The 24,969-nt window shown below is 64.9% G+C and carries 20 protein-coding genes; 8 read left to right on the top strand and 12 right to left on the bottom strand.

All coding sequences use genetic code 11. The features are described 5' to 3' along the window. The first annotated feature begins 21 nt into the window (after positions 1 to 21). Positions 22 to 1,755 (top strand): AMP-binding protein, encoded by a 1,734-nt coding sequence (locus tag ABIA96_RS08705; protein ID WP_354136633.1) that lies wholly within the window; start codon positions 22 to 24, stop codon positions 1,753 to 1,755. 24 nt (positions 1,756 to 1,779) lie between these two features. On the opposite strand, the gene ABIA96_RS08700 is transcribed toward ABIA96_RS08705, so the two are convergent. From ABIA96_RS08700 to ABIA96_RS08660, 9 genes are all read right to left on the bottom strand, one after another. Then, positions 1,780 to 2,994: an ABC transporter substrate-binding protein gene (locus ABIA96_RS08700; RefSeq protein ID WP_354136632.1), complete on the bottom strand. Its 1,215-nt coding sequence runs from the start codon at positions 2,992 to 2,994 to the stop codon at positions 1,780 to 1,782. 157 nt (positions 2,995 to 3,151) lie between these two features. Continuing rightward, a complete protein-coding gene (locus tag ABIA96_RS08695; protein WP_354136631.1) occupies positions 3,152 to 4,276 on the bottom strand; it encodes a CaiB/BaiF CoA transferase family protein in 1,125 nt (374 codons plus the stop codon). Beyond that, positions 4,273 to 5,937, bottom strand: coding sequence for an AMP-binding protein (locus tag ABIA96_RS08690; RefSeq protein WP_354136630.1), 1,665 nt, complete (start codon positions 5,935 to 5,937; stop codon positions 4,273 to 4,275). The genes ABIA96_RS08695 and ABIA96_RS08690 overlap by 4 nt, the downstream gene beginning before the upstream one ends. A 12-nt stretch (positions 5,938 to 5,949) precedes the next feature. Further along, entirely contained in the window at positions 5,950 to 7,149 is a 1,200-nt protein-coding gene (locus ABIA96_RS08685) for an ABC transporter substrate-binding protein (RefSeq protein WP_354136629.1), read from the bottom strand. Positions 7,150 to 7,205: 56 nt separating this feature from the next. Beyond that, on the bottom strand, positions 7,206 to 8,786 hold the full coding sequence (locus ABIA96_RS08680) for an acyl-CoA carboxylase subunit beta (protein WP_354136628.1): 1,581 nt from the start codon (positions 8,784 to 8,786) through the stop codon (positions 7,206 to 7,208). After that, positions 8,783 to 9,556, bottom strand: a complete 774-nt coding sequence (locus ABIA96_RS08675) for an ABC transporter ATP-binding protein (protein WP_354136627.1) — start codon at positions 9,554 to 9,556, stop codon at positions 8,783 to 8,785. Before ABIA96_RS08675 ends, ABIA96_RS08680 begins: the two co-directional genes overlap by 4 nt. Next, a complete protein-coding gene (locus ABIA96_RS08670; protein WP_354136626.1) occupies positions 9,553 to 11,340 on the bottom strand; it encodes a branched-chain amino acid ABC transporter ATP-binding protein/permease in 1,788 nt (595 codons plus the stop codon). The genes ABIA96_RS08675 and ABIA96_RS08670 overlap by 4 nt, the downstream gene beginning before the upstream one ends. Before the next feature lie 2 nt (positions 11,341 to 11,342). Then, positions 11,343 to 12,221, bottom strand: coding sequence for a branched-chain amino acid ABC transporter permease (locus ABIA96_RS08665; RefSeq protein ID WP_354136625.1), 879 nt, complete (start codon positions 12,219 to 12,221; stop codon positions 11,343 to 11,345). Positions 12,222 to 12,231: 10 nt separating this feature from the next. Further along, positions 12,232 to 13,467, bottom strand: coding sequence for an ABC transporter substrate-binding protein (locus tag ABIA96_RS08660; RefSeq protein WP_354136624.1), 1,236 nt, complete (start codon positions 13,465 to 13,467; stop codon positions 12,232 to 12,234). 177 nt (positions 13,468 to 13,644) lie between these two features. Here ABIA96_RS08660 and ABIA96_RS08655 point away from each other — a divergent pair, with 177 nt between their 5' ends. The 7 genes from ABIA96_RS08655 to ABIA96_RS08625 all read left to right on the top strand — a co-directional run bounded on the left by ABIA96_RS08655 (position 13,645) and on the right by ABIA96_RS08625 (position 20,467). Further along, complete coding sequence (locus ABIA96_RS08655; RefSeq protein WP_354136623.1) at positions 13,645 to 14,250, top strand: TetR/AcrR family transcriptional regulator; 606 nt, start codon at positions 13,645 to 13,647, stop codon at positions 14,248 to 14,250. Positions 14,251 to 14,305: 55 nt separating this feature from the next. Beyond that, entirely contained in the window at positions 14,306 to 15,934 is a 1,629-nt protein-coding gene (locus ABIA96_RS08650) for an AMP-binding protein (RefSeq protein ID WP_354136622.1), read from the top strand. Next, entirely contained in the window at positions 15,931 to 17,451 is a 1,521-nt protein-coding gene (locus ABIA96_RS08645) for an acyl-CoA carboxylase subunit beta (RefSeq protein WP_354136621.1), read from the top strand. Before ABIA96_RS08650 ends, ABIA96_RS08645 begins: the two co-directional genes overlap by 4 nt. 130 nt (positions 17,452 to 17,581) lie before the next feature. Continuing rightward, the gene (locus ABIA96_RS08640) at positions 17,582 to 17,803 is read left to right on the top strand and encodes a biotin/lipoyl-binding carrier protein (protein WP_354136620.1); all 222 of its coding nucleotides are present in this window, start codon (positions 17,582 to 17,584) and stop codon (positions 17,801 to 17,803) included. Positions 17,804 to 18,053: 250 nt separating this feature from the next. Beyond that, on the top strand, positions 18,054 to 19,304 hold the full coding sequence (locus tag ABIA96_RS08635; protein WP_354136619.1) for an acetyl-CoA C-acetyltransferase: 1,251 nt from the start codon (positions 18,054 to 18,056) through the stop codon (positions 19,302 to 19,304). A 16-nt stretch (positions 19,305 to 19,320) separates the two neighbouring features. Beyond that, on the top strand, positions 19,321 to 20,103 hold the full coding sequence (locus ABIA96_RS08630; RefSeq protein ID WP_354136618.1) for an SDR family NAD(P)-dependent oxidoreductase: 783 nt from the start codon (positions 19,321 to 19,323) through the stop codon (positions 20,101 to 20,103). 229 nt (positions 20,104 to 20,332) lie between these two features. Continuing rightward, positions 20,333 to 20,467: an acyl-CoA dehydrogenase family protein gene (locus ABIA96_RS08625; protein ID WP_354137115.1), complete on the top strand. Its 135-nt coding sequence runs from the start codon at positions 20,333 to 20,335 to the stop codon at positions 20,465 to 20,467. Between the two features lie 61 nt (positions 20,468 to 20,528). On the opposite strand, the gene ABIA96_RS08620 is transcribed toward ABIA96_RS08625, so the two are convergent. The 3 genes from ABIA96_RS08620 to ABIA96_RS08610 form a co-directional block, all read right to left on the bottom strand. After that, positions 20,529 to 21,737, bottom strand: a complete 1,209-nt coding sequence (locus ABIA96_RS08620) for an ABC transporter substrate-binding protein (protein ID WP_354136617.1) — start codon at positions 21,735 to 21,737, stop codon at positions 20,529 to 20,531. 33 nt (positions 21,738 to 21,770) lie between these two features. Further along, positions 21,771 to 23,516 carry a class I adenylate-forming enzyme family protein gene (locus ABIA96_RS08615; protein WP_354136616.1) on the bottom strand — a complete coding sequence of 582 codons (1,746 nt, stop codon included), beginning with the start codon at positions 23,514 to 23,516 and terminating at the stop codon, positions 21,771 to 21,773. Positions 23,517 to 23,716: 200 nt separating this feature from the next. After that, entirely contained in the window at positions 23,717 to 24,922 is a 1,206-nt protein-coding gene (locus tag ABIA96_RS08610; protein WP_354136615.1) for an ABC transporter substrate-binding protein, read from the bottom strand. Positions 24,923 to 24,969 lie beyond the last annotated feature (47 nt).

Raw genomic sequence — 24,969 nt, 5'->3', positions numbered from 1 at the left:
CCACAACCAAGGGAGGAAACAATGACAAGGGAAAAACCCGACACGGACTACACACGGAGCGAAGAGAGCTATTTGGCTCACGTTCGCAGCCTGCAAGCGGGGCTGTGGCCGGCCGGCGTCCCCAGGCAGCCGGTGTTTCCGCTCGGCCGACGGCCGCTGACGGAGTATCTGCGCGAATGGGCGCGGCGGCAGCCCGATAAGGCGGCCGTGCTGTTCTACGGCTGTGCCCTCAGCTATGCCGAGCTCGATCGTCTCAGCGACCGCTTTGCGAGCCTCTTGAACCGCCTCGGCGCGCGCAAGGGAGACCGCGTCGCGGTGTTCCTGCCGAATTGTCCGCAGTTCTACGTCTGCTTCTTCGGCATCCTCAAGGCCGGCTGCGTTCACGTGCCGGTCAACCCGATGTTCACCCGGCCCGAGTTCGCCTACGAGATCAACGACACGCAGGCGCGGATCGTGGTCGCGCACGACCAGCTGGCCCATCTCGTCGAAGAGGTTCGCCAGGAGTGCGGCATCACGCATCTCGTCGTCACGAGCTTCGGCGATGCGCTGGGTGCGGAGCCGGAAGGGCCCTTGCCGCCGGCGTTGACGGCGCCGCGGGTCGCGGTCGCCGATTCCATCGATCTCATGGCTGCGCTTGCGCAGGAGACGGGCGCACCGCCGCAGGTCGACATCGGCCTCGACGACATCGCGGCTCTGAACTACACGGGCGGCACCACCGGCATGCCGAAGGGCTGCGTCCACACCCAGTTCGACATGCTGTTCACGGGTGCCGTCATGGGCTCGGTGTCGATGACGGTCACCGCCGAGGACGTCATCATCAATTTCTGGCCGATCTTCTGGATGGCCGGCGAGGATCTCGGCATCATCCTGCCGATGGTGACGGGCGCAACTTGCGTGCTGATGGCGCGCTGGGACCCGCAGGCCTACATGTTCGCGGTCCAGCGCCATCGCGCGACGATCTCGAACATGGTCGTGGACAACGCGGTCGAGATCATGAACCGGTCCGACGCGAACCAGTACGACATGAGTTCGTTGCGCGAAGTCATGGTGGCCTCCTTCGTCAAGAAGCTCAATCCGATCTTCCGCGACGACTGGCGCAAACTGACCGGCACGATCTTGCGCGAGGCGGCCTGGGGGATGACCGAGACGCACTCCTACGACGCCTTCAACCGCGGCTGGCAGGACTACGACCGTGATCTCAAGCAGCGCCAGATCTTCTGCGGCATTCCAGTGCCCGAGACTGACTTCAAGATCCTCGAATTCGGCTCGGACCGGCTACTCCCGCTCGGCGAGGAGGGCGAATTGTGCGTGCGCACGCCGTCGTTGCTGAAGGGCTATTGGAACAAGCCGGATGCGACCGCCGAGGGCCTCGTCAACGGCTGGCTGCGAACCGGCGACATCGGCATGATCTCGGAGCAGGGCACCATCCACTTCCTCGGCCGGCGCAAGGAGATGCTGAAAGTGAAGGGCATGAGCGTGTTTCCGTCGGAGATCGAGGCGGCGCTCGGCCAGCATCCCGACGTCACCGGAAGCGGCGTGATCGGCCGGGTCGACGACACCCGCGGGCAGGTCCCGGTCGCCTTCGTCACGGTGTTGCCGGAGCGCAAGGCGGCCACGACCGCCGAGGTGCTCGCGGCCTTCTGCCGGGAACGCCTCGCGGTCTACAAGATCCCCGAGATCCGGATCGTCGACGCCTTGCCGATGACCGCGACCGGCAAGGTCAAGAAGGAGGAACTGGCCCGGCTTTACGGCTGAGCGAGCCCGTTCCTCAAGCGAGGCTCACTTCTTGACGAGCTTGCATTCGCTTTCGCTGGCCGGGATGAAGGCGTCCGATCCCGGCTTCTTCTTGACCAGCGTGATCAGGTCGGTCGGTCCGCTCATGGCGCCGGGCTTCTTAGCCTCGGCATAGTAGACCTCGCGCATCAGCCGCCCGTCTTCGCGGATGCGCGCGCCCGAGGTGAAGAGATCCTCGACCGGCAGCTCCCTCATTTTCGCCAGCACCGCCGTCGTGTCGCTGGTCCCGGCCGCCTTCACCGACTTCAGATAATGCAGTACCGCGCTGTAGACGTTGGCCTGGGGATCGCTCGGCATCTTGCCGAAGGCCTTCTTGAAGCGCGCGGCGAAGGCCTTGGTCTGGTCGGAGGCATCCCAGTAATAGCTCAACACCAGCGGCATGCCTTGCGTGGCCTCGTTGCCGAGCGCGTCGATGTCGACCGTCGTCAGCGAGAACGGCACGAAGCGCTGGCCGGTGCGGTCGATGCCGAATTCCGCGGCCTGCTTGATCGCGTTGGTCATGTCGGCGCCGCCGCCGATGAAGCCGATGTTCTTGGCGCCGGAATTCTGCGCCTGCAGCAGGAACGAGCTGAAATCCGGGGTGTTGAGGGGAAACCGCACGGCGCCGACGAACTTGCCGCCGTCCTTCTCGATCATCTTCTGGGAATCGCGTTCGATCGAGTGCCCCGCCGCGTAATCGACGGTCAGGAAGAACCAGGACGTGGGCTTGCCGTCGGATGCGCCCTTGATGGTCAGATTGGCGACCTCGTAGCCGTCATTGGCCCATTGCATGCCGTTCGGCGAGCAGGACTTGCCGCTGATGTCACGGCTCGACGCCATCGACACCACCAGCAGCTTGTTCTTCTGTTCGGCGATACCCTGTACGGCGAGCGCGACGCCGGAGCTGTAGATGTCGAAGATCGCGTCGACGCCTTCGACGTCGAACCAGCGCCGCGCGATAGCCGAGCCGATATCCGGCTTGTGGCTGTGGTCCGCGGAGATCAGCTCGATCGGCTTGCCGAACATCGTGCCGCCCATGTCCTCGATGGCGAGGCGGGCAGCCGCGACCGATCCGGGGCCGGTGATGGCGGAGTAGACCGAGGCCTGGTCGTTCAGGATGCCGATCTTGACCGGCCTGTCCTGGGCGGAAGCTATGCCCATGCCTGCGAAGGCTGCCAGCAGCGCAAGCGATGCAAGCGTCGTCGTCCTTGTCCGCGTCATTCGGTCCTCCCCGTGGTTTCATTAGATCTTTGCATCCACGTTTTCACGGAGGTCGATATATGTCAATATCTTTACATGAATGGCGGCGTCGATCCGTTGACGGTATTCGGCGCCCGCCGGATGAAGGGCCGTCGCGATCGGTGAGGGAGACGTGACGTCAGGCCAGCAGGCGGTCGACCACCGGCTGTGCGAGTCCCCAACGGTGCAGGACCTTGCCAGTGTCGTCGCCGGAGACGCGGGCAGAGCGCGGCAGCGTTGCCGGCGTGCGGCTGAAGCGCGGCGCCGGGGCCGGCTGGATCACTTCGTCGATCGTGACGAAGGTGCTTCGCGCGATGTTGTGCGGGTCGTTGGGCGCCTTGTCCCAGTCGAGCACGGGCGCGATGCAGGTGTCGTCGTTTCCGAGAAGCGCGATCCACGCGGCACAGCTCCGGGTGCGAAACATCGCCGTGAGCTGATGCTTCTGCGCCGGCCATTGTGATTTGTTCATCTGGTCGTCGAACAGCGGGTCGGTCAGTCCGCAAAGCGTGCGGAAACGCGCATAGAATTGCGGTTCGATGGCACCAAGCGCGATGAATTCTCCGTCGGCGCATTCATAGGTGTCATAGAACGGCGCGCCACCGTCGAGCAGATTGTTGCCGCGCTCGTTGCTCTGGTGTCCAGAGGCGCGGCCGGCATAGCGTCCCGCGGCCAGCAGGGCGACGCCGTCGGTCATGGCGGCGTCGACCACCTGTCCTTGGCCTGAGACGCGGGCCTCCACCAGCGCGGCCACGACGCCGAAGGCCAGGAACATCGCGCCGCCGCCGAAGTCGCCGACCAGGTTCAGCGGCGGCGGCGGTGGCGAGCCGGGGCGGCCGATCGCATGCAGCGCTCCGGTCAGGGCGATGTAGTTGATGTCGTGCCCGGCGCGCTGCGCCAGCGGGCCGTCCTGGCCCCAGCCCGTCATGCGCCCATAGACGAGACGCGGATTGCGTGAGAGGCAGATGTCGGGTCCAAGACCCATGCGCTCCATCACGCCCGGGCGATAGCCCTCGATCAGCACCTCGGCCTTGTCGATCAGGGCGAGAGCGTCTGTGACGGCGTCGCTCCCGCGCAAGTCGAGGTCGACGAAGCGGCAGCCACGCCCGGTCACGTCGAAGCGCGGCTCGGTGTCGAACATGGTGCCACCCGGCCGACGAATGCGGACGACCTCCGCGCCGAGATCTGCCAGCAGCATCGCGCAGAAGGGCCCGGGACCGATGCCGGCCATTTCGACCACACGCAGGCCGGCGAGCGGACCGCTCATCGGCTGATATCTCCAGCGCCGCCGAGGCTTGCGAGCTGGTCGCGGCCGATCCTGAGCCCCGCCGCCTCGCGGTCCCATGCGTCACTGGCGACGCCGTCGGCGCGCAGCAGATGCTTCTGCACCTTCTGTGTCGGCGTCTTCGGCAGCTCCGGCATGATCCGGATGTAGCGCGGGATCATGAAATGCGCGAGCCGCGGCCGCAGCCATTCGATGAGGCCGGCAACGTCGATCGTTCGTCCGGCGACCGGTGCGACCACGGCCAGCACCTCGTCCTCGCCGAACTCGCTGGGGACGCCGACGACCGCGACCTCGCGGACATCGAGGTGCGCGCTGATCGCGGCTTCGACCTCGAAAGAGGAGATGTTCTCGCCGCGCCGCCGGATCGCGTCCTTGATGCGATCGACGAAGAAGAACTCGCCGCGCTCGTTCTGGCGGAAGGCATCGCCGGTGTGGAACCAGCCGTTGCGCCAGGCCCGCGCGGTCGCTTCCGGGTTGCCGCAATAGCCATGGCTCATGGCCCAGGGCGCATCCGTGCGCAACACGAGCTCGCCGGTCTTGCCTGGAGCGACCTCGATGTCATTGTCGTCGACGATCCGGGCACATACGCCGGGGCGGGGACTGCCGCAGGTGCCGAGCGTCTCCGGAGCGCACTCGGAGATGATCGGCCATGACGTCTCGGTCATGTTGAACACCGTGTAGACCTCGACGCCGAAGCGCTCGCCGAACTCCCGGAAGCCCTCGGCCAGCGGCACGATGTTGACGATACGCAGCGTATGGTACCGGTCGCCCGGACCCGGCGGCTCCTTCAGCAGGAAGGGCAGCATGGCGCCGAGCAGGGTCAAATAGGTCGATCGCGTTCGCCGCACCGTGTCCCAGAACGAGCGCGTGTCGAAGGACTCAACGAGCGCGATCGATCCGCCCTTCACCAGCATGCGATAGACGGCCCCAGTACCGCTCATGTGGAACAGCGGAAGGTTGACGAGGTTGCGATCATCGGCTGTCAGCGGTGCGAAGGCGAGCGCGCAGGAGCCGCAGTGCATGTAGGTGCAGAGCACGCCCTTTGACGGACCGGTCGTGCCCGACGTGTAGATGATCATCTGGTTGTCCCAGGGCGTGATCGGCTGTTGCAGCGGTGCCGGTTCTCCGCTCACGGACAGCTCGGCGGCATCATGATGACGGAAGCCGGGGAGCTGCCTGTCGCGGGCGTCGGGCCCGATCAGCAGCAGATCGGTCAGCGCGCAGCGGTCGACATCGTTCAGTCGGTCCACGAGCCCTGCGTGTGAGATCAGCAGCCGTGCGCCGGAAATCCGCACGGCGTTCTCAAGAACTTGCCCACGCCAGGCGACGTTCATGGGGACATAGACGGCCCCGATATAGTTGATGGCAAACCAGATACGCAGTGCATCCGGACTGTTCGGAAGCCAGGTGAGAACGTGGTCGCCTTGCGCCACCCCCATGCGTTGCAGGGCGGCTGCGGTGCGGCGAACGGTCAAATGGATCTGCGCGTAGGTCCATTCGTGGCCGTCGTCGAAGCGGACAAACACCTTGTCCGGGGTATCAGCCGCGTGGCGGTCTAGGACATGGCGGAGCACGCAGACGTCAGGCGGAAGGATGCGCGGGTCTGTCCATGCGGCATTTGTGCTGGGGCTGGTAGATTGCATCGACATTCTTCCCTAGACCGCGCGCTTGCGGAACACGGACATAGCCTTGGGATCGCGTCCCGACAGCAGCGTCGCCATAGTCATGTCCTCGATCGAAATCGCGGCATGATTGGTCGGCGTGAAGCTCAGATTGCCGAGCAGGCCCTTGTAGTCCTTGGTCGCATCCATGGCGCGCTTCACCTTCTCGGGATCAAATGACTTCTCCTGTTCGACGGCCGCCCGTACCATGTGGAGGAAATCATAGAACGGCGAGGCGGCGACATTGACCCCGGTCTCCTTGGTTTCGGGAAAGGCGTTCGCTTTCTTTGCGAACTCCATTTGCCGGCCGCCAATCTCGTCCTTGTCGCTCCAGGTCAGGGTCTTGTAGTAGGTACCCGCCGCGTTCTGCAGCGCTTCCGCGGGCACGAGGTCGAGTAGCGAATCCGCGAACAATGCGCTGTGACCGGCGATCGCGGGATAGTATTTCTGGCTGTGCATGGAGTTGAAGCCCTTGGCCGTGATCGGCGTCGAGCCGGTCCAGTACAGGATGCCCTCGGCACCGGCCTTGCGCAGGTTGCCGACATATCCGTTGAGGTCCGGCGCCGTGATCGGGAACACCTCGACCCCCACCGGGCTCACGCCGAGCTTCTTCAGGATGGTGTGGCAGGCCGCCACGACCTGCTCACCATAGGCGGTGTTCTCCTGGAGAATGCCGATCTTCTTCAGCTTCAGCGTTTCGACGAGGTAGCGCGACGCCATCTCCGCCTGGAGATCGGAATTGAAAGTGCACTGATAATGCCAGGGGTAGCGCGTGCCGTCCCCGGCCTCCGAGGCGATCGCATACATGGTGGTGATGGTCCTGGCCGGGGTCGTGACCGCGAGCGCAGCCAGCGATTGGCTCGATCCGGTGGGGCCGCAGATATAGCGGACGCCGGCCTCCTGGAGTTTCTTGACGACGGCGGGCTCGCGTGCGGGAGAGGCTTCGTCGTCTTCCTCCTGTCGCACGATCTTGCGGCCCATCACGCCGCCGCTGGCATTGATCTCGTCGATCGCGATCAGCCCGCCGATATAGAGCGGAGCATAGGAGGAGGCGAGCCGGCCGGTCGTCGGCCGTACCCAGCCGACATTGAAGGCGTCGTCCGTGGCGAAGGCCGGCCGGAGCAGCGCGCTGGCGCCTAGTGCCGCGGCGCTGCCGAGAAACAGGCGGCGGTCGAGGTTGCGTTGGGTCGTCATGGCACTCCTCCCTTTTATTTCAATGTCGCTTGCGTGCGCCGCAGCCCGCTCCGGTGCTAGATCGGCGCGATCGACCGGAATTTTGGCGGGTGATCGGGCTCACGCCGCGGCGGTGCCTGCGCGAAGATCTCGATTATGCGCCGGCGCGTGGTGCGCGGATCGATCACGTCGTCCACGCCGAAACCCTCGGCCGCGTGGATGGAGCCGGTCTGCGCGCGCGTCTCCTCGATCATCTCCTGCCGGCGGACCTGCGGATCGGGGGCCGACATGTACTCTTTCCGGAATGCCACATCGATCGCGCCCTCGATCGACATCGCGCAGATCTGCGCCGACGGCCAGGCAAAGGACGCATCGGAATCGAAGGCGCGGCCGCCATTCATGGCGAAATAGCCCAGGCCAAAGCCCTTGCGGATCACCACCGAGACGCGCGGCACGCTGGCGTGGCCCCATTCGTGGATCAACTTGGCGCTGCGCCGCCCGAGCGTGGTGCGTTCCGCCGCCGAGCCGATGTAGAAGCCGGGCACGTCGATCAGCGAGATCAAGGGGAGGCCGTAGGCATCGCAGAGCGCGATGAAGTGGGCGCCTTTCTCGCAGGCGTTGGCATCGAGGATGCCGCCGATGCGCATCGGCTGGTTGGCGATGAAGCCGACGGGCCGGCCGCCGAGCCGCGCGAAACCCGTGATGAGGTTGGCGGCGAAGGTCGGCTTGATCTCGAACAGGCTGCCGGTGTCGGCGATGCCGCTGACGATCTGGCGCATGTCGTAGGCGCGCCGCGTCGATGGCGGCACGATGTCGAGCAGCGCCTCGTCGCCGCGGTCGGCGGGATCGTCGGTTGCGACCGCGGGCAGCGGCTTGCGGGCGTTCGCCGGCAGATAGGACAGGAAGCGCCTGGCTGCGGCAAAAGCCTCGTCCTCGTTGGCGACGCCGAGATCGGCGAGGCCCTGCTTGTCGACTTGAACCGCGGCGCCGCCGAGCGTCTCCTGGTCGGTGTCTTCGCCGGTTCCAGCCTTCACCAGCGCCGGTCCCGCAAGGCCCATAACGGACTGTCCGCGCACCATAACCACGAGATCGGCAAGGCCCGCGTAGTTGGTCGGTCCGGCAAAGCCTGCGCCCAGCATCAGTGCGACCATCGGAATCCAGCCCGAGGCCCGCGCGAGGTCGTGAAACATGCTGTTGGCCTGGGCGAAGTGCCGCGAGTTCTGTCCGCCCTGGATCCGGTGGCCGCCGCCGTCGAGCATCATGACCACGGGGATGCCGCGGCGGATGGCGATTCTGACCATGCGATGGGTCTTGGCGCTTCCGAGCTTGCCGATGCTGCCGCCGAAGACGCTGAAATCCTGCGCGACGATTGCGACGGGCCGCCCGTCGATGCGCGCCGTGCCGGTGACGACGCCGTCGGCCGGCGATATGTCGCGGGGATGCGGCTGGCCGGCTTCAGGTTCTTCGGATGCGAGCGCGCCGAGCTCGTCGAACGTATCGGGGTCGACCAGCCGTGCGATCCGCGCACGCGGCGACAGGCGGCCGCGCTCGGCCAGCCGCTTCATCGCCTGAGGACGCGCCTCGTCCATCAATTTGGTGCGCTCGCTCTCGATGGCTGCGAGAATCTGCCGTTGTCCGGCGTCCGGATGCAAGGTCATGGTCGGCTCTGTCGTGGTTCGGAATGATGCGGCGCGCTGTGCTCGCCCATGAACGCGGCGTGCAGGGCGTCGCCGGCGGCGATCTCGGCAGCCGGGCCGCTGGCGATGACGCGGCCGTTCTGCATGACATAGGCGTCGTCGGCGATCTCGAGCGCGCGCTCCACCATCTGCTCGACGAGGAGAATGGCGACGCCCTGCGCCCGCAATGTGAGGATGGCGGCCAATACCTGGTCCACCAGTACCGGCGCAAGCCCGAGCGACGGCTCGTCGAGCATCAGCAGCTTCGGCTCGCGCATCATCGCCTGCGCGATGGCGAGCATCTGCTGCTGGCCGCCCGACAGGCTGCCGGCCGGCAAGTCCATCTTCTCGCGTAAAATCGGAAAGAGCTGGTGGATACCCTCGACGCGCCGGTGATGGTCCTGCTCGGTCAGGCGCAGGCCATAGCGGCCGAGCTCGATATTGTCGGCAACGCTCTGGCGCCGAAACAGCCGCCGGCCTTCGGCGACATGCAACAGGCCGGCCTTGACGATGGCATTCGGCCGCGCCGTCGTGATGTCGCTTCCGTCAAAAGTGACCTTGCCCGAGGTCGGCCGATTGAGGCCGGACAAGGCGCGCAGCAAGGTCGATTTGCCGGCGCCGTTGCGGCCGACCAGCACGACGATGCGTCCCTGGCGCACATCGATGGATACGTTCTCCAGCACGCGGACGTGGCCGTAGCCTGCGTCGACATTGCTGGCCGATAGCAGTGGCAGGGAGACCGTGGCCTTCATGCGGGCACCTCTGCTTTCAGCGCCCGCTCGCCCATATAGGCGCGCATCACGCGCTCGTCTTTGAAGACCGTCGAAGGCTTGCCCGCGGCGAGCACTGTGCCGCGATCGAGAACGGTGACATGGCTTGCGACATTGGCGACGAGATCGAGATGGTGCTCGACGATGACGATCGTGGCGCCGAGCCCGCAGATGCGAGTGATCAGCCGCTCGAGCCGCTCCAGCTCGGACATCGACAGCCCGGCTGCGGGCTCGTCGAGCAGGATCAACCGTGCGCCGCCCATCATGGCGCGGGCGATCTCGATCAGCCGCTGCTGGCCGTGCGGGATCTCGCCGGCCTCGACACCGGCGCGGTCGGCGACGCCGACGAAGTGCAGGAAGCCGAGCGCCTCCTGCCGCAACCGGCGTGCTTCGGCGCGGGCGGAGGACAATCGCAGCGCCGTCGCAAGCAGCCCGGCGCGCTCGCGCGTGTAGGCGCCGAGCATGACGTTATCGAGCGCGGTCAAGTCGGCGATGAGTCTCGGCGTCTGGAAGGTGCGTCCGACGCCGCGGGCGGCGATCTTCTGTGCGCCGGAGCCGAGCGCCTCCACCCCGCCGATCTTCACGCTGCCGGCATCGGGCACGTAATATCCGCTGGCGAGATTGAGCAGCGTGGTCTTGCCGGAGCCGTTTGGCCCGACGATGGCGCAGCAGCTTCCGGCGGGGACTGAAAGATCCACCCCGTCGAGGGCGAGCACGCCGCCGAATTGTTTGCGCAGGCCGGAAATGTCGAGTGCAAGCCCCGCGATCGGGGGGTGCTCCCGGGCCTCCGAGGCGTCCACAGCAGCACTTGATTTTGGCGGCGCCGGCGCAAAGCGCCGCCACGCCTGGCGCAACGCGCCGTAGAGGCCATGCGGCGCGAACAGCATCAGGCCGAGCAGCAGGCCGCCATAGATCAACATGCGCCAACTCTGCAGGCCGGCCAGCAGTTCGGGGATGAGGAAGAACACGAGCGCGCCGATGATCGGTCCCCATAGCGTGCCGAGGCCGCCGAGCACGACGGTCAGCAGGAAGAAGATCGAGAAGTCGGCGGTGAAGTCGTCCGGCGTGACCACCGTCTTCTGCACGGCGAAGAAGGCGCCGGCGACGCCGGCGAGGGCAGCCGAAATCACGAAGGCCGTGAGCTTGGTCCGCTGCGGCGAGGCCCCGACCGCAAGCGCCGCCGGCTCGACGTCGCGCACGGCGACGAAAGCGCGGCCGAAACGCGAATGGACGATATTGCGCACCAGGATGAAGGCGACGACGGTGACCGCTACCACAGTATAATAGAGCGGCCGCGGGCCGAATTCGGTGCCGAATGCGGAGGGTGGGGGCACGCCGACGACGCCGGCAAAGCCCTTCGTCAGCCAGCGCCATTCGACGATCATCTTCTCGAAGACGAGCGCAAAGGCGAGCGTGATGAAGGCGAAGTACCAGGTGTTGAGCCTAAACGCGGGCAGGGCGGCGAGCACGCCGAGGCCTGCGGCCAGCACCATCCCGACCACGGCCGCGGCCCAGAACGGCCAATGATGATCGACGGTGAGAAGCGCGACCGAGTAGGCGCCGATCGCGACAAAGGCGGCGTGCCCGAGCGAGACCTGTCCGGCATAGCCGGCGAGCAGGTTGAGGCCGATCGCCGCGATGACGTAGATGCCGAGCTGGGTCGCGACGAACAGCGCATAGGAGTTGGCGCCGACGAAGGCGGGCAGGGCGAGCGCAGCGCCGAGCGCGGCGGCCTGTGCGACGAAGGGAACGACGGCGCGCAACATGGTCAGACCGTCCGCGCGTTCGGGCTGCCGAACAGGCCTTCCGGCTTCAGCAGCAGCACGGCCAGCACGACCATGAAGATCACCGCCTCCTGATAGCCGGGCGACAGCAGCGAGGCGCCGACCGCTTCCGTCACGCCGATGACATATCCGGCAATAAGCGCCCCGCGGTTGTTGCCGATCGAGCCGACCGCAGCCGCCGCAAAACCCTTGAGCAGCAGATCCGGTCCGAGCGAGGTCGAAGCATAGAGAATGGGCGCGGCGAGCACGCCGGTCATCGCCGCGAAGGCCGCGCCGAGGAAAAACGACCAGCGACCGAGACTGCCGGGGTCAATGCCGCGCAATAGCGCAGCCTCGCGGTCTTCGGCGACGGCCATCACGGCCTTGCCCTTGAGGGTGCGGTACACCCGCTCGACGATAGCGACGAGAACCAGGGTCAGCAGCACGAGTGCGATCTCGTAAGACGAGATGCGCGACGAGGCGATGTCGAGCGATTCCATGCTCAGCAGCGCGGGCGGCTTGACCAGGATCGGGTCGGGTCCCCAGAAGCGTCCGACCAGGTTGGAGATGATCAGCGAGGTCGCGAGCGTGGTGATGACCCAGCCCGTTCCGGTCTGCGACCGCGCCAGGATGGGCGCGACCGCGATGCGCTCCTCCACCAGCCCGATGCATCCGACAGCGAGAAGCGTCGCCGCGAACGCGACCAACCATGGCATCCCCGCGAGCGAGGTGAGGCTCGCAAAGATCATCGCGCCGAGCATGACGAGCTCGCCCTGCGCGAAATTGAACACGTTGGTCGGCCGGTAGAGAATGTTGAAGCTCACCGCGACCAGTGCGTACAGGCTGCCGGCGACGATGCCGTGCGCGAAGACGTCGATATCCATCGGCCGGCCTTCACTGGCCGGGTGCGCGGGCGCGCAGGCAGCCCATCGCGCGCGGATCCTGGCCCGAGGCGACCGCAACCAGCACGACGTCCTTTGCCCCGACGCCTGAATGGTTCTCCGGCGTGAAGGAGATGTCGCCGAGCAGGCCCTTGTGATTCCTGAGATTGTCGAGCCCGCGCTTGATCGCTTCGGGCTCGAACCTTTTCTCCGATTCGATCGCCGCCTTCAGGCAATAGAGGAAATCGTAATAGGGCGCGGCGGCGACGTTGACCTCGTAGCCCTTCGCCTCCGGGTACTGCGCGAGCTTCTTGGCGAATTCGAGCTGCCGCGCTCCGGGCTGCTCGGTCTCGGTCCAGGTGAAGTTGCGGTAGTAGGTCGCGAACACGTTCTTGATGGTTTCGGCGGGCACCAGATCGAACAGGGCCGGCAGCATCAGGCCGCTGTGGCCGGTGACCGGCGGAGACCATTTCAACGTCTTCATCGCGTTGAAGATCATCGCGGCATTGGGGACGTTGGCGATCCAGCCGATCACGCCGTCCGCGCCGGCCTTCTGCAGGTTGCCGACATAGGCCGACAGGTCGGGCGCGGAGATCGGATAGACCTGCTCGCTGACAGGCGTCAGGCCGAACTTCTTCTGCAGGATCGCCTTCGTTGCGGCTGTGCCCTGCTCGCCGAACGCGGTGTTCTCCTGGAGGATGCCGATCTTCTTCAGGCCGAGCGTCTTGACCATGTATTCGACGCAGACGTCGGCCTGCTGGTCGGTGTTGAACATCATTTGGTAGTGATAGGGATATTTGCGGCCATCGCCGGCTTCAGCGGCGGCGGCATAGGTGGCCTGGATGGTCTTGGCCGACGTCGCGGCCGCGATCGAGGCCAGCGATTGCGAGCTGCCGGTCGGTCCAACGAAACATCCGACATCCTGCTCGCGCAGCTTGCGCACGATGCCGGGCTCCTTCGCCGGCGAGGCTTCGTCATCCTCCTCGACGCGCGCGATCTGGCGGCCCAAAATGCCGCCGGCGGCGTTGATCTCGTCGACGGCGATGAGCCCGCCGAAATAGAGCGGCGCAAAGGAAGAGGCGAGGCGGCCGGTGGTCGGCCTGATCCATCCGACCTTGAAGGCTTGCTGTTGCTGCGCGAAGGCGGCGCCGGCGAACGTGGCGGCGCCGAGCTGTGCGGCGAGCCGCAGCAGTGCACGTCGGTCGATGACGTTGCGGGCGAGCAGAGGGATTGCGGGCGTCGAGCGCATGCGGTTTCTCTCCCAACGTGGCGGCTCTTTGGTCGGCCGCAATTTGGCGCGATCATAATACTTGTTGACCGACCAGCAAGTGGATTATTAAGGTCATCCATGGTTTCTTCAGCGCCTCAACTCAAGACAAAGCCTGCGTCTCGGCAGGATGAGCGGCGACGTGCGTCAGATGCGCGCATGCTGCGCGCGGCGATGTCGATCATTGCGCAGAAGGGCGCGGCGGGCGCGACTCTGGCCGAGATCGGTCTCGCCGCCGGCTTCAGCCGCGGGCTGCCGGCCGAACGGTTCGGCACCAAGTTCGCGCTCTTGAATGCGCTGATGGATTTCATGGAGGGCTGGTTTGCCGAGCGGTTGCGCCAGGCGATCGGCGAGAAGGTCGGCATCGACGCGGTACGGGCGCGGATCGACGCGCATGTCGACAGTGCCTGCGCGAGCCCGGTGGCGACCGCCGCGCTCTATTCGCTGTTCGTCGAATCGCTGTGCGCAATCCCGGAGCTGCAGCCACGCACGCGCGCGCTGAGCGCCAGCTTCCACGACGGCTTTCGCCGGCATCTCGAGCAGGCACGCCGCGCCGGCGAGCTCCGTGAGGGTGTGGATTGCGCGAAGATGGCCAACATCCTGGTCGGCATGCTGCGCGGCCTGATCATCCAGTCGCTGCTCGAGGGCGACGCGACCGGACTTGCGACCAACCGGGCGCAGATTCACGCATTCATCGACGCGGGCTTGCGCAAGCGCGTTGATGGCGCGGGGCAACACGCTCCCGGTCGCCGCAAGAACAACTGACGGCGTTCGCGCCGGAATCAACGACCGCCTGAAGGCGGCGCAATGGGAGGCGCCTATGAGTGGCGACAACGATCGTCTGTCCCCATCGGACAGATACGTGCTGCGCAATCTGGTCGATCGTTATGCGCGTGAGCGCGGCGACAAGACCTTTGTCGTGCTGTCGACGGGTGAGGAATGGAGCTACACGCGGTTGTGCGACAACGTTCGCCAGGTCGCCGCCAGCCTGCAGGCGCTCGGCGTCAAGCAGGACGATTTCGTGCTGTCCTGGCTCCCCAACGGTCCGCATGCGATCGCGGTCTGGTTCGCGCTGAACTACATCGGCGCGGTGTACGTGCCGGTAAACGTCTCCTATCGCGGACGGTTGCTGGCCCACGTCGTCAGGAACTCCGGCGCGCGGCTGATGATCGCCGACGCACGGCTCGCCGAGCGGCTCAGCGAGGTGGAGACGGCCGCGCTCGATACGCTCGTCACGGTAGCGGGCGAGCCGCCGCCGGGCCTGACCGGAATTCGCGGCCTGACCGAGGACGCGCTGTCGTCGGCGACCGGTGAGCCTGCCGATCCGCTGCGCGCGATCATGCCCTGGGATACCCATGCGGTGATCTACACCTCGGGCACGACAGGTCCGTCGAAAGGCGTGCTGTCGTCCTACCGCCATCTCGCGGCGACGACGGAGGCGATCGACACCGTGACGTCGGAGGATCGCGCGCTGGTCAATCTACCGCTGTTCCACGTTGGCGGCACCAGCGGGGTCTACCGCATGCTGGTGCGCGGCGGCTCGGTCGCCCTGGTCGAGGCGTTCGACACTCAGACCTTCTGGGACACGGTGCGGCGCACCGGCGCCACCACGATGACGCTGCTCGGCGCGATGATCCCGTTCCTGATGAAGGCGCCGCCGAGCCCGCGCGACCGCGACCATTCGTTTCGGCAGGCGATCATGGTGCCGCTCGCCGACGACGCGGCCGAGTTCACCGCCCGCTTCGGGGTCGACATCTACACGGTCTTCAACATGACGGAGATTTCCTGCCCGATCGTGTCGGTGCGCAATCCCGACGTGCCCAAGACCTGCGGCCGCGTCCGCGCCGGATTCGAGGCCAGGGTGGTCGATGCCAACGACGTCGAGGTGCCGCACGGCACCGTCGGCGAGTTGATGGTGCGCGCCGACGAACCCTGGACCATGAACCACGGCTACAATTCCAATCCGGAAGCGACTGCGAGCGCCTGGCGCAACGGCTGGTTCCACACGGGTGATGCGTTTCGCCGCGACGAGGCCGGCAATTTCTTCTTCGTCGACCGCATCAAGGACGCCATCCGCCGTCGCGGCGAGAACATCTCCTCCTTCGAGGTGGAGGCCGAGATCGGCGCGCATCCGAAGGTGCGCGAGAGCGCCGTGGTCGGCGTTCCCAGCGAGTTCGGCGAGGACGAGGTCATGGCCGTCGTCTCTCCCGTGCCCGGCGCCGACATCGACCCGCTCGAGATCATCTCGTTCCTGACGCCGCGGCTGCCGCACTTCATGGTGCCGCGCTACGTCCGCCTTCTGGCGGAGCTGCCGAAGACGCCGACGCAGAAGATCGAGAAGCACGTGCTGCGTTCGGAAGGCGTGACCGGCGACACCTGGGATCGCGAGCAGGCGGGGATCCGCCTCAAGCGCGAGAAGCTCACCGCCGGAGATTTGAAGGTTTCATGATGAAGGACGATACCAAATTGCGGGCCGATCTCAGGCTCGTTCTCGATGCCCAGGCCGCCCGTCTCGATGCCGCGCGCCCCGCGGCCGTCGCGCGCCAGGACAAGCGTGGCCGTTGGACGGTGCGCCGTGCGGCCGAAGCCATCGCAGATCACGACAGCTTCGTCGAATATGGCGGGCTGGTGCGTCCTGCGAGCAAGGGCATGGAGGGCGCGGCCGACGGGCTGGTGATGGGGACGGCCAAGGTCGGCGGACGGCCGGTCGATCTGGTGCTCTACGACTACTCGGTCTATGCCGGCACCCAGAGTGCGATGAACCACGCCAAGATCACGCGGATGTTCTCGCATGCCGAGAAGCACCGGCTGCCGGTGATCTGCTGGCTCGACGGCGGCGGCGCCCGGCCGCACGACATGCATGTCACCGCAAGGCCCTCGACGCCGACCTTCGTCGTGTATGCCCGCCTGTCCGGCCTCGTGCCGACGGTCGGCATCTCGCCGGGCCGCGCCTTTGCGGGGCACGCCAATCTCGCCGGTCTTTGCGATGTCCTGATCGCCACCGAGGATTCGGCCATGGGCATGGCGGGGCCGCCGCTGGTCGAAGCCGCGCTCGGCAAGAAATACACGCCGGAAGAGATCGGCCCGTCCTCGGTGCACTATGCCTCGGGCGTGATCGACATCCTCGTCAAGGACGAGGAAGAGGCGATCGCGGCGGCGAAGAAATATCTCGGTTATTTCGACATGCAGCAGCCGGCTGGCGAGGCGGCGGACCAGACGCTGCTTCGCGACCTCGTGCCGGACAATCCGCGGCGGGCTTACAATGTCCGCACCGTGATCCAGACGCTCTGTGACCTCGACAGCGTGCTGGAGGTTAAGGCGGGCTACGGCAAGGCGGCGGTCACCGCGTTTGGCCGCATCGCGGGCCGCACCGTGGGCATCATCGCCAATCAGCCGATGTATCTCGCCGGTGCCATGGATACGCCTGCCTGCCTGAAGATGGCGCGCTTCATCCAGATCTGCGATGCCTTCGACATTCCACTCGTCGTCCTCTGCGACACGCCCGGCCTGATGGTCGGACCGGAGGTCGAGAAGACCGGGTTGATGCGTCACAGCGCGCGCGTGCTGTCGGCGCTCGCCAACGCCACCATTCCAGTGCTGACGGTGGTGCTGCGCAAGGCCTACGGCCTCGGCTATTACATCATGGGCTCGCGCCCGCTGGAGCCGGCGATCCTTGTCGCATGGCCGACCGCCGAGTTCGGCGGCATGGGTCTCGAAGGCGCCGTCAACATCATCTACGCGAAGGAGCTCGCGGCTGCGGCGACGCCGGAGGAGCGTGCCGAGCTGCATGCCGGCCTGACCGCGGAGCTGAAGCGCTCGAACACAGCAGTCGAAAGCGGTGCCAAGTTCCTCTACGATGACGTGATCGATCCCGCCGACACGCGCGACATCCTCGTCAAGACGCTGGAGACACTGCCGCAGCCCGCGCCGCGTGGGAGTCGCAAGCGCATCATCGAGCCGTTCTGATGGCAACACGATGAAAGAGCTCTGAACCGCGACGAGAAACGGCTGCCGCAACGCGCCGCCGCGGGCGCCTTTAGCTGCAAACAATCGAACGCTCTAGTGAGTAGGTTGAGAGAACTGAAAGGTATCTGAAATGGCAAAGTTGGAAGCAAAATCCGAGGTCAGCGGCTTCGTCTGGAAGGTGGAGACCGAACTTGGCAAGCGCGTGGCGAAGGGCGACACGCTCATCCTCATCGAATCCATGAAGATGGAGATACCTGTGGTGGCGGAAGCTGACGGTGTGGTCGTGAAGATCTCGGTCGAGGAGGGCGCCGCCGTCAACGAGGGCAATACGGTCGCCGTGTTGGAGATATGAGGCGCGCTGGAAGAATGAGCCGCTAATGATGTGCGGGCGCAGCCATTCCACCTCACGAAATTGAAACACGGCCCGCATCGAGCGGGTGAGCAGAAGCTATGCAATGGTGTCCGGCGCCTCCTGGTTTGCCGAGAGCTGCAACGGGCCCGCCTGTGTGGCAGAACAGGATATCTATGAAGGCGCAAGTGTCCGCATAGCGGAACATCAGCTCGCGCTTTGAAGCAAGAATGTTCAAAACCAAGAGGAACGCATGTCCGAAGCATACATTATCGACGCTGTTCGTACGCCGCGGGGCATCGGCAAGCCGGGCAAGGGGGCGCTGTCGCACCTCCATCCGCAGCAGGTGGCCGCAACGGTGCTTAAGGCGCTCAAGGAGCGCAACAACCTCGATACGTCAACGGTCGATGACATCATCTGGTCGACGTCGACCCAGGAAGGCAAGCAGGGCGGCGATCTCGGACGCATGTCGGCGCTCGCGGCCGGGTACGACATGAGCGCCAGCGGCACGACGCTGGATCGCTTCTGCGGCGGCGGTATCACATCCGTCAATCTGGCAGCCGCGTCGGTGATGTCCGGGATGGAGGATTGCGTCATCGCAGGCGGCACCGAGATGATGAGCTATCAACAGGCCTTGGCAGCTGAGCGGTCCAAGGCGGGACAGCCGGCGCGGCTGATGGGGGCGGGCAATGCGGCGCTCGATGCCATCCACCCGCAGTCTCACCAGGGCGTGTGCGGCGACGCCATCGCGACCCGCGAGGGCATCAGCCGCGAGGCCTGCGACGCTTTGGCGCTGGTCAGCCAGCAGCGCGCCAAGAGGGCAATCGATGAGGGTCGCTTCGCCAAGTCGACGGTGCCTGTCTACAACGACGACGGCAGCGTTGCCCTCAATCGTGAGGAATTCCCGCGCCCGGAGACGACGGCCGAAGGCCTTGCCGCGCTGAAGCCCAGTTTCGAGCAGCTTGCCGATTTCGATCTCGGCAACGGCGTGACGTTCAAGAAGCAGATCCAGCGCCGCTACGCCGGCCTCGAATGGAAAGGCGTGCATCACGCCGGCAACAGCTCGGGCGTGGTGGACGGCGCAGCCGCAGTCCTGATCACCTCGAAAGAGTACGCCGCGAAGCACGGCCTCAAGCCGCGCGGTCGGATCGTAGCCTATGCCAATCAGGGCGACGACCCGACGTTAATGCTGAACGCTCCGGTTCCGGCCGCCAAGAAGGTTCTCGCCAAGGCTGGCCTGACCGCGGACGATATTGACGTCTGGGAGATCAACGAGGCCTTTGCGGTCGTCGCGGAGAAGTTCATTCGCGATCTCGAGCTTGATCGTGAAAAGGTCAACATCAATGGCGGCTCCATCGCGCTTGGCCATCCCATCGGCGCAACCGGATCGATCCTGATCGGCACCGCGCTCGACGAGCTCGAGCGAAGCGGTGGACGCTACGGTCTCGTCACCATGTGTGCCGCCGGCGGAATGGCGCCGGCCATCATCATCGAACGCATCTGACTAGAAAGGAACGGCAATGAAACTCAATTCATCGGTTGTCGCGGTCGTCACGGGCGGCGCTTCCGGCCTAGGCGCTGCCACCTCGCGCGCGCTCGCTGCCCAAGGCGTGAAGGTCGCCATCTTCGACTTCGACGTCGAGAAGGGCGAAGGCGTCGCCAAGGATATCGGCGGGGTGTTCTGCAAGGTCGATGTCACCTCTGACGCCGAGGTCGATGCGGCCTTCGCCAAGGCCCGTGCGGCGCATGGCCAGGAGCGCATCCTGGTGAACTGCGCAGGCACGGGTAACGCGGTGAAGACCGCCGGCCGCGACAAGAACACCGGCGAACCCACCCACTTTCCGATTGATGCCTTCAACCGCATCATCCAGATCAATCTGGTTGGCACTTTCCGCTGCATCGCGAAGTCTGCGAAGGGCATGCTATCGCTGGCCCCGCTCGAGGACGGGGAGCGCGGCGCAATCGTCAACACCGCTTCGGTCGCGGCTGAGGACGGGCAGATGGGGCAGGCGGCTTATTCGGCTTCCAAGGGTGGCGTCGTCGGCATGACGTTGCCGATCGCGCGGGACCTGATGAACGAGGGCATCCGCGTCAACACCATCCTGCCGGGCATCTTCAACACGCCCCTGCTGCAGGGTGCGCCGGAGAACGTCAAGGCAGCGCTCAGCGCCTCGGTGCCGTTCCCGAAGCGCCTCGGCCTGCCCGAGGAATATGCACAGCTCGCGCTAACGATGATCACGAACGGCTACTTCAACGGCGAAGACGTCCGCCTCGACGGTGCCATCCGCATGGCGCCCCGCTAGGCGATTGCTCACGGCAATAGGAGCAAAAACGACGCCTGAAGAAACTCCGGCCCTTACCAAGCTCCGCGGACGCCTATCACCGTGAACGGGCCAGTAGCCAAGGAAGCGGCTAACCTCGACCCTCTCCTGGGGCAAGGCCGCTGTGCAAGATTGGCGCGAAGGTCAAGATGATGTCGTCGGTGGAAACGGCTTCACCTTGGCGTGCAGCTTCACCCAGGCCCCGGGCGGCATGGACGAGTATCCGATCAGCCGGACGTTCACTGATCCCTGTGCTAATCGAATTCTAGCAGGAAGCTCCGACGTGATGCGGCTCATCGTCGTCCGCCATGTCTCCTCGGAGCACTCTAAAGTCAATCCCGTATAAGAGAGGGCGACCGGTTATTAAACCCGGTCGCCCAATGATCCCGATTGCCTGTTGACCCGGCCTAATCGACCGTGATTGCGGTGACCTGGATCCAGTCGATGCCGTCGAACTTCTGCACGACCAGTCGCTTGAACGGGACGTAATTGTCCGGCGTCGTACTGTAGGTGGTCCCGGGCAGGAGCGAGGGCGCGGGAACGTTGTTCAGGTGCGTGGCCTGGTACAGCAGGTTCTCCCGCGTGAGGTTGTCTCCGCAGGCCTCGATGATCTTTCCCATGATGTAGGCGAAAGAATAGACGGCAAAGCCGATCTCGTTCTTGGGGTCTTCGTTGGGGAGATATTTCTTCATGAACGCCTGATAGGCAACCACGTCGGCGTCTTCAGCCCATTTGGGGCTGGACACCTGCTTGTAGGGCGTCGCCGCAATGATGCCGGTAACGGAATCCAAGCCCGCCGCCTCCAGAAACTGCCGGCCGACCGACGGGCTTACCACCAGTTGCAACGGCTTCCAGTCGAGTTCGAACGCCTTCTTCATCGATTGCGACGCGGCCTTGCCCAGCGAGACGTTGAAGAAAACATCGGCACCGGATGATTTGAGCTGCGCGACCGGCGAATCCATCGTCGGATCGGTCAGCTCGTAGGTGACCTCCTTGACGATCATGGTGGATGCCTTTTCGCCGAGGCCCTTCTTGAACCCGGAGACGTAGTCGCGGCCGAAATCGTCGTTCTGCATAAGGATAGCGACCTTGGCTTCCGGTTTCACGGACAGCAGGTACTTTGCAAGGATCTCGCCCTCGGTGCCGTAGAGATGGAAGGCCGGCGTCGACCATTTGAAGGCTTTGGGCTGATTCCACTTGTTCGCCCCGGTCGAAACCAGGAGCTGCGGTACGCTCTTGCTGTTCAGGTATTTCTGCACGGATGATTGCGCCGCAGTCCCTGATGAGCCGAACAGCGCGAGCACGCCATCGCTCTCCACCAGCTTGCGGGTCTGTTCGACGGTCTTGGGCGGGGAGAAGGCGTCATCGAGAGAGATCAGATTGATCTTGCGGCCGTTGATTCCGCCTTTCTCCTCGTTGAGCATTTTGAAATAGGCGACTTCGGTGCGGCCCTGGATGCCGTGGATCGACAGCGGGCCGCTATAGGGCATCGTCTGGCCGAGCTTGACCTCGGTATCCGAGGCGCCTTCGTCGTACTTCTTCTCGGCGGCAGTTGCGCCCGTCACGAAGAGCAGCCCGGCTGATAAGGCGGCCATGGCCGACAAGAGTTTCTTCATTTCATCCTCCCGATTGTGTTTTGTTTTTCACCCTCATCCAGGTGCACTTGCGTTTGCGGCGAGTTCTTCGCGGAGTTGTCGCTTGACGATCTTGCCGCTCGCGGTGCGTGGCAGCTCCTCGAAGCGGATGTCGACCTGGACCGGCAGCTTGAAAGTTGCGAGCCTTGGGCGCAGGTGCTCGATCACCTGTTCGGGAGTCAGGCGCGACCCCGCCCTTGCGCGCACGACGGCACCGACGAGTTCACCGAGTACGCGGTCGGGGATGCCGACAATGGCGGCTTCGAAAATGTCGGGATGAGCGAGCAGGGCGTCCTCGATCTCGACGCAGTAGACGTTTTCGCCGCCGCGGATCAGCATGTCCTTGGCGCGATCGAGCAGGTAGACAAAGCCGTCCCCGTCCATCCGGACGATGTCGCCGGTCCGGTACCACCCATCGCGAAACGCTGCCGCAGTCGCCTCCGGATTGTTCCAGTAGCCCTTCACGACGTTGCCGCCGTAGATTTCGAGCTCGCCGATCGCCCCGACGGGTAGTGCGTTTCCGGCATCGTCGATCACGCGCAGGTCGCATCCGGGAACGGCTGGCCCGACCGAGTCCGGCCGCGCCAGATAGTCCTCGGCCCCGTTCGACGTCGAGACCGAGGACGTCTCGGTGGCGCCATAGCCTGTGCTCCCGAACTTGCCGGGGAACAGTGCGGCGACCTTCCGGGTCAGCTCCGGCGATGCCGCGGCGCCGCCGTAGGACAGGCCTTCAAGGCTTGAAATGTCCCGGCGCTGGAAGTCCGGCGATTCAAGCAATTGCCACGTCATCGATGGTACGCCAGACATGCCGTTGACGCGCTCGCGCTCGATCAGCTCGAGCGCCGCTTCGGCATTCCATTTGTACATGAGCACGATCTTCGAGCCGTTCGCCAATGCCGGGATCATGATCGAGTGGCACCCCGTGACGTGAAAGAACGGCACCGGGAGCAGTACCGCCTTCTGCGTGTCCGGCGGCGGTGCGGGCAAGGGATCGCCGCGCCGGATAGCAGCGCGAGCACCCGAGAACGTGATGTTCACAAGGTTGCACATGATGTTGCGATGTGATCCCAGCGCTCCCTTGGAGCGGCCGGTGGTGCCCGATGTGTAGAGGATGGTTGCGTCGTCGTCCGGATTGATGTTCCGATCTGGTGGCGCCCGGTCCGGCAAGGCGTGGAAATTCGACATCGGGCCGATCAGATCCTCCCACGCGGTCGCATCGCCCCGACTTTCCGGTGCAGCGCGCACTGCGATGAGCGGGACAGTTTGATCGTCCGGAGCGAGCGATTTCAGACGGGCCAGACGCTCGCCGTCGACGATGGCGACGCATGCCCCGGAATCACGCAGGCCATAAGCGAGATCATTCCCGGTTCCCCAGGCATTTAGCGGCACCGCAATGGCGCCGATCACAGTTGCCGCCCAAAATGCGATAGGCCATTCCGGAAGATTACGCATGGCGATGGCCACGCGGTCTCCCTTCTGCACGCCGTACTCATCGACCAACCGCCATGCCAAGGCGGATGCGGCACGATAGTGCTCGCGAAAGGAGACGCGCTCGTTGCCGAAGACGATGAAGGTGCGGTCACCCCAAAGCTTGCTGGCGTCGAAGAGCGAGCGGAGGTCCCGATGGGCCTTTTTGTAAACCCGGACGGGACGGCCTGCGACGTCGAGCGTTTCCATCTCGAACGGAGCGCCTGGAGCGGTCAGGATGGAGTAAGTCTCTTGGTGCGAAACCGCCGGCCAATCGCGTCGCGGGCCGTTCATGGCAGCGACCTGCCTGAAGGAGCTATGGGTGGCGGCATGCGCTCTTTCTCCGTTGAGCATGGCTCAGCCAAGCACCGGACATTGTTGGCATGGCGCAATTCAACGAAAGCGCCGCGCGACAAAACCTTGAGTGATCGCTCAAGGTGCGGCTTGCGTTCAGCTGCTGGCGAGCGGTCACTCATGCGCGAGACGGCCCATCATCAGGTTCCGGCGCTCTCCCAGTTTTTGCCGTTGAAGCGTTCGAGCGTCATGAATTTCACGACGCGATAGTCGGTTGGAGTGGTGTTGATCAGGCTGCCAGGAAGAAGCCCGGGATTGCGGAAATCCTTGAGGTTTGCGGCTTGGCGCATGATGTTTTCGCGGGTCAGGTCGTCGCCGCACTGACGCAGCACCTGCACCAGCATTTGACTGAAGGTCCACCCCGACAGGAAGAACGTGTCGGACGCGTTAGCCGTCGGAAGATATTCCTTCAGCCATTCGTAGAACGGCTTCAGCTCGGGATCGTCGCGCCAGCGCGGATCTGAGGGGTCCTTCATATAGCGCGCCGTCTTGATGCCGACGCAGCGTTCGAGCCCGGCCGGGATCAAGGTTGCGCTCATCGAGGCCGAGCCGGAGTGCAAATACGTGTCGGGCTGCCAGTTCAACTCATAGATCTTGCGGATCGCCTGCGCCGCCTGTTTGGCATAGGCAAACAGCAGCACGGTGTCGGCGCCGGCCGACTTCAGTTTGACGATCTGCGAGTCAATCGTCGGATCTGTCGGCGTAAAACTTTCGGTCGCGATAATGGCCGAGGCTTTCGCGCCCAGACCGTCGGCTAGGCCCGACACCATCTCCTTGCCGAAATCGTCGTATTGGTAGATCACGCCGATCTTCGGATTGGCATTGACGGCCAGGATCTGCTTTCCGAAGAAGGTGCCTTCGGAGCGCAGGGTCGGCTGGAAGCCAATCGTCCACGGAAACTTTTCCGGATTGGCAAATTGCTCGGAGCCGGCCGCGACGAACAGCTGCGGCACCTTGTTGGAGTTGAGATAAGTCCGGGTCGCCAGATTCAGCGGCGTGCCGAGCATGCCGAACATCACGGCGACTTCGTCCTGCTCGATCAGGCGGCGGGTCTGCTCGACGGCCTTGGGCGGGCTGTAGCTGTCGTCGACCGAGATAAACTTGATCCTGCGGCCGTTGATCCCGCCGCGGTCGTTGATGGCCTTGAAGAAGGCAGCCTCGGCCGTGCCGAGCTGGCCGTAGGCGGAGGCCGGGCCGCTGTAAGCGATGGTCTGACCGACCCTGATCTCGGTGTCGCTGACGCCGGGACCGTATTTTTTCTCAGCCGAAGCGCGTTTCGGAACAACTGTGGTGGCAAGTGTAGCAAGCGAGGCGAGCGTGATCGTTCGCCGTGAGACGTCCGGCATGGTACCCTCCTTGTGCTTCCCTAAATCGTCCGACCGCACCTCTTGCG

It is taken from the genome of Bradyrhizobium sp. LB11.1, from assembly GCF_040549385.1.
Taxonomy (GTDB): Bacteria; Pseudomonadota; Alphaproteobacteria; order Rhizobiales; family Xanthobacteraceae; genus Bradyrhizobium.
Note: the sequence above shows the minus strand (reverse complement) of the source record. Positions and strands in the feature narration are given on the sequence as shown.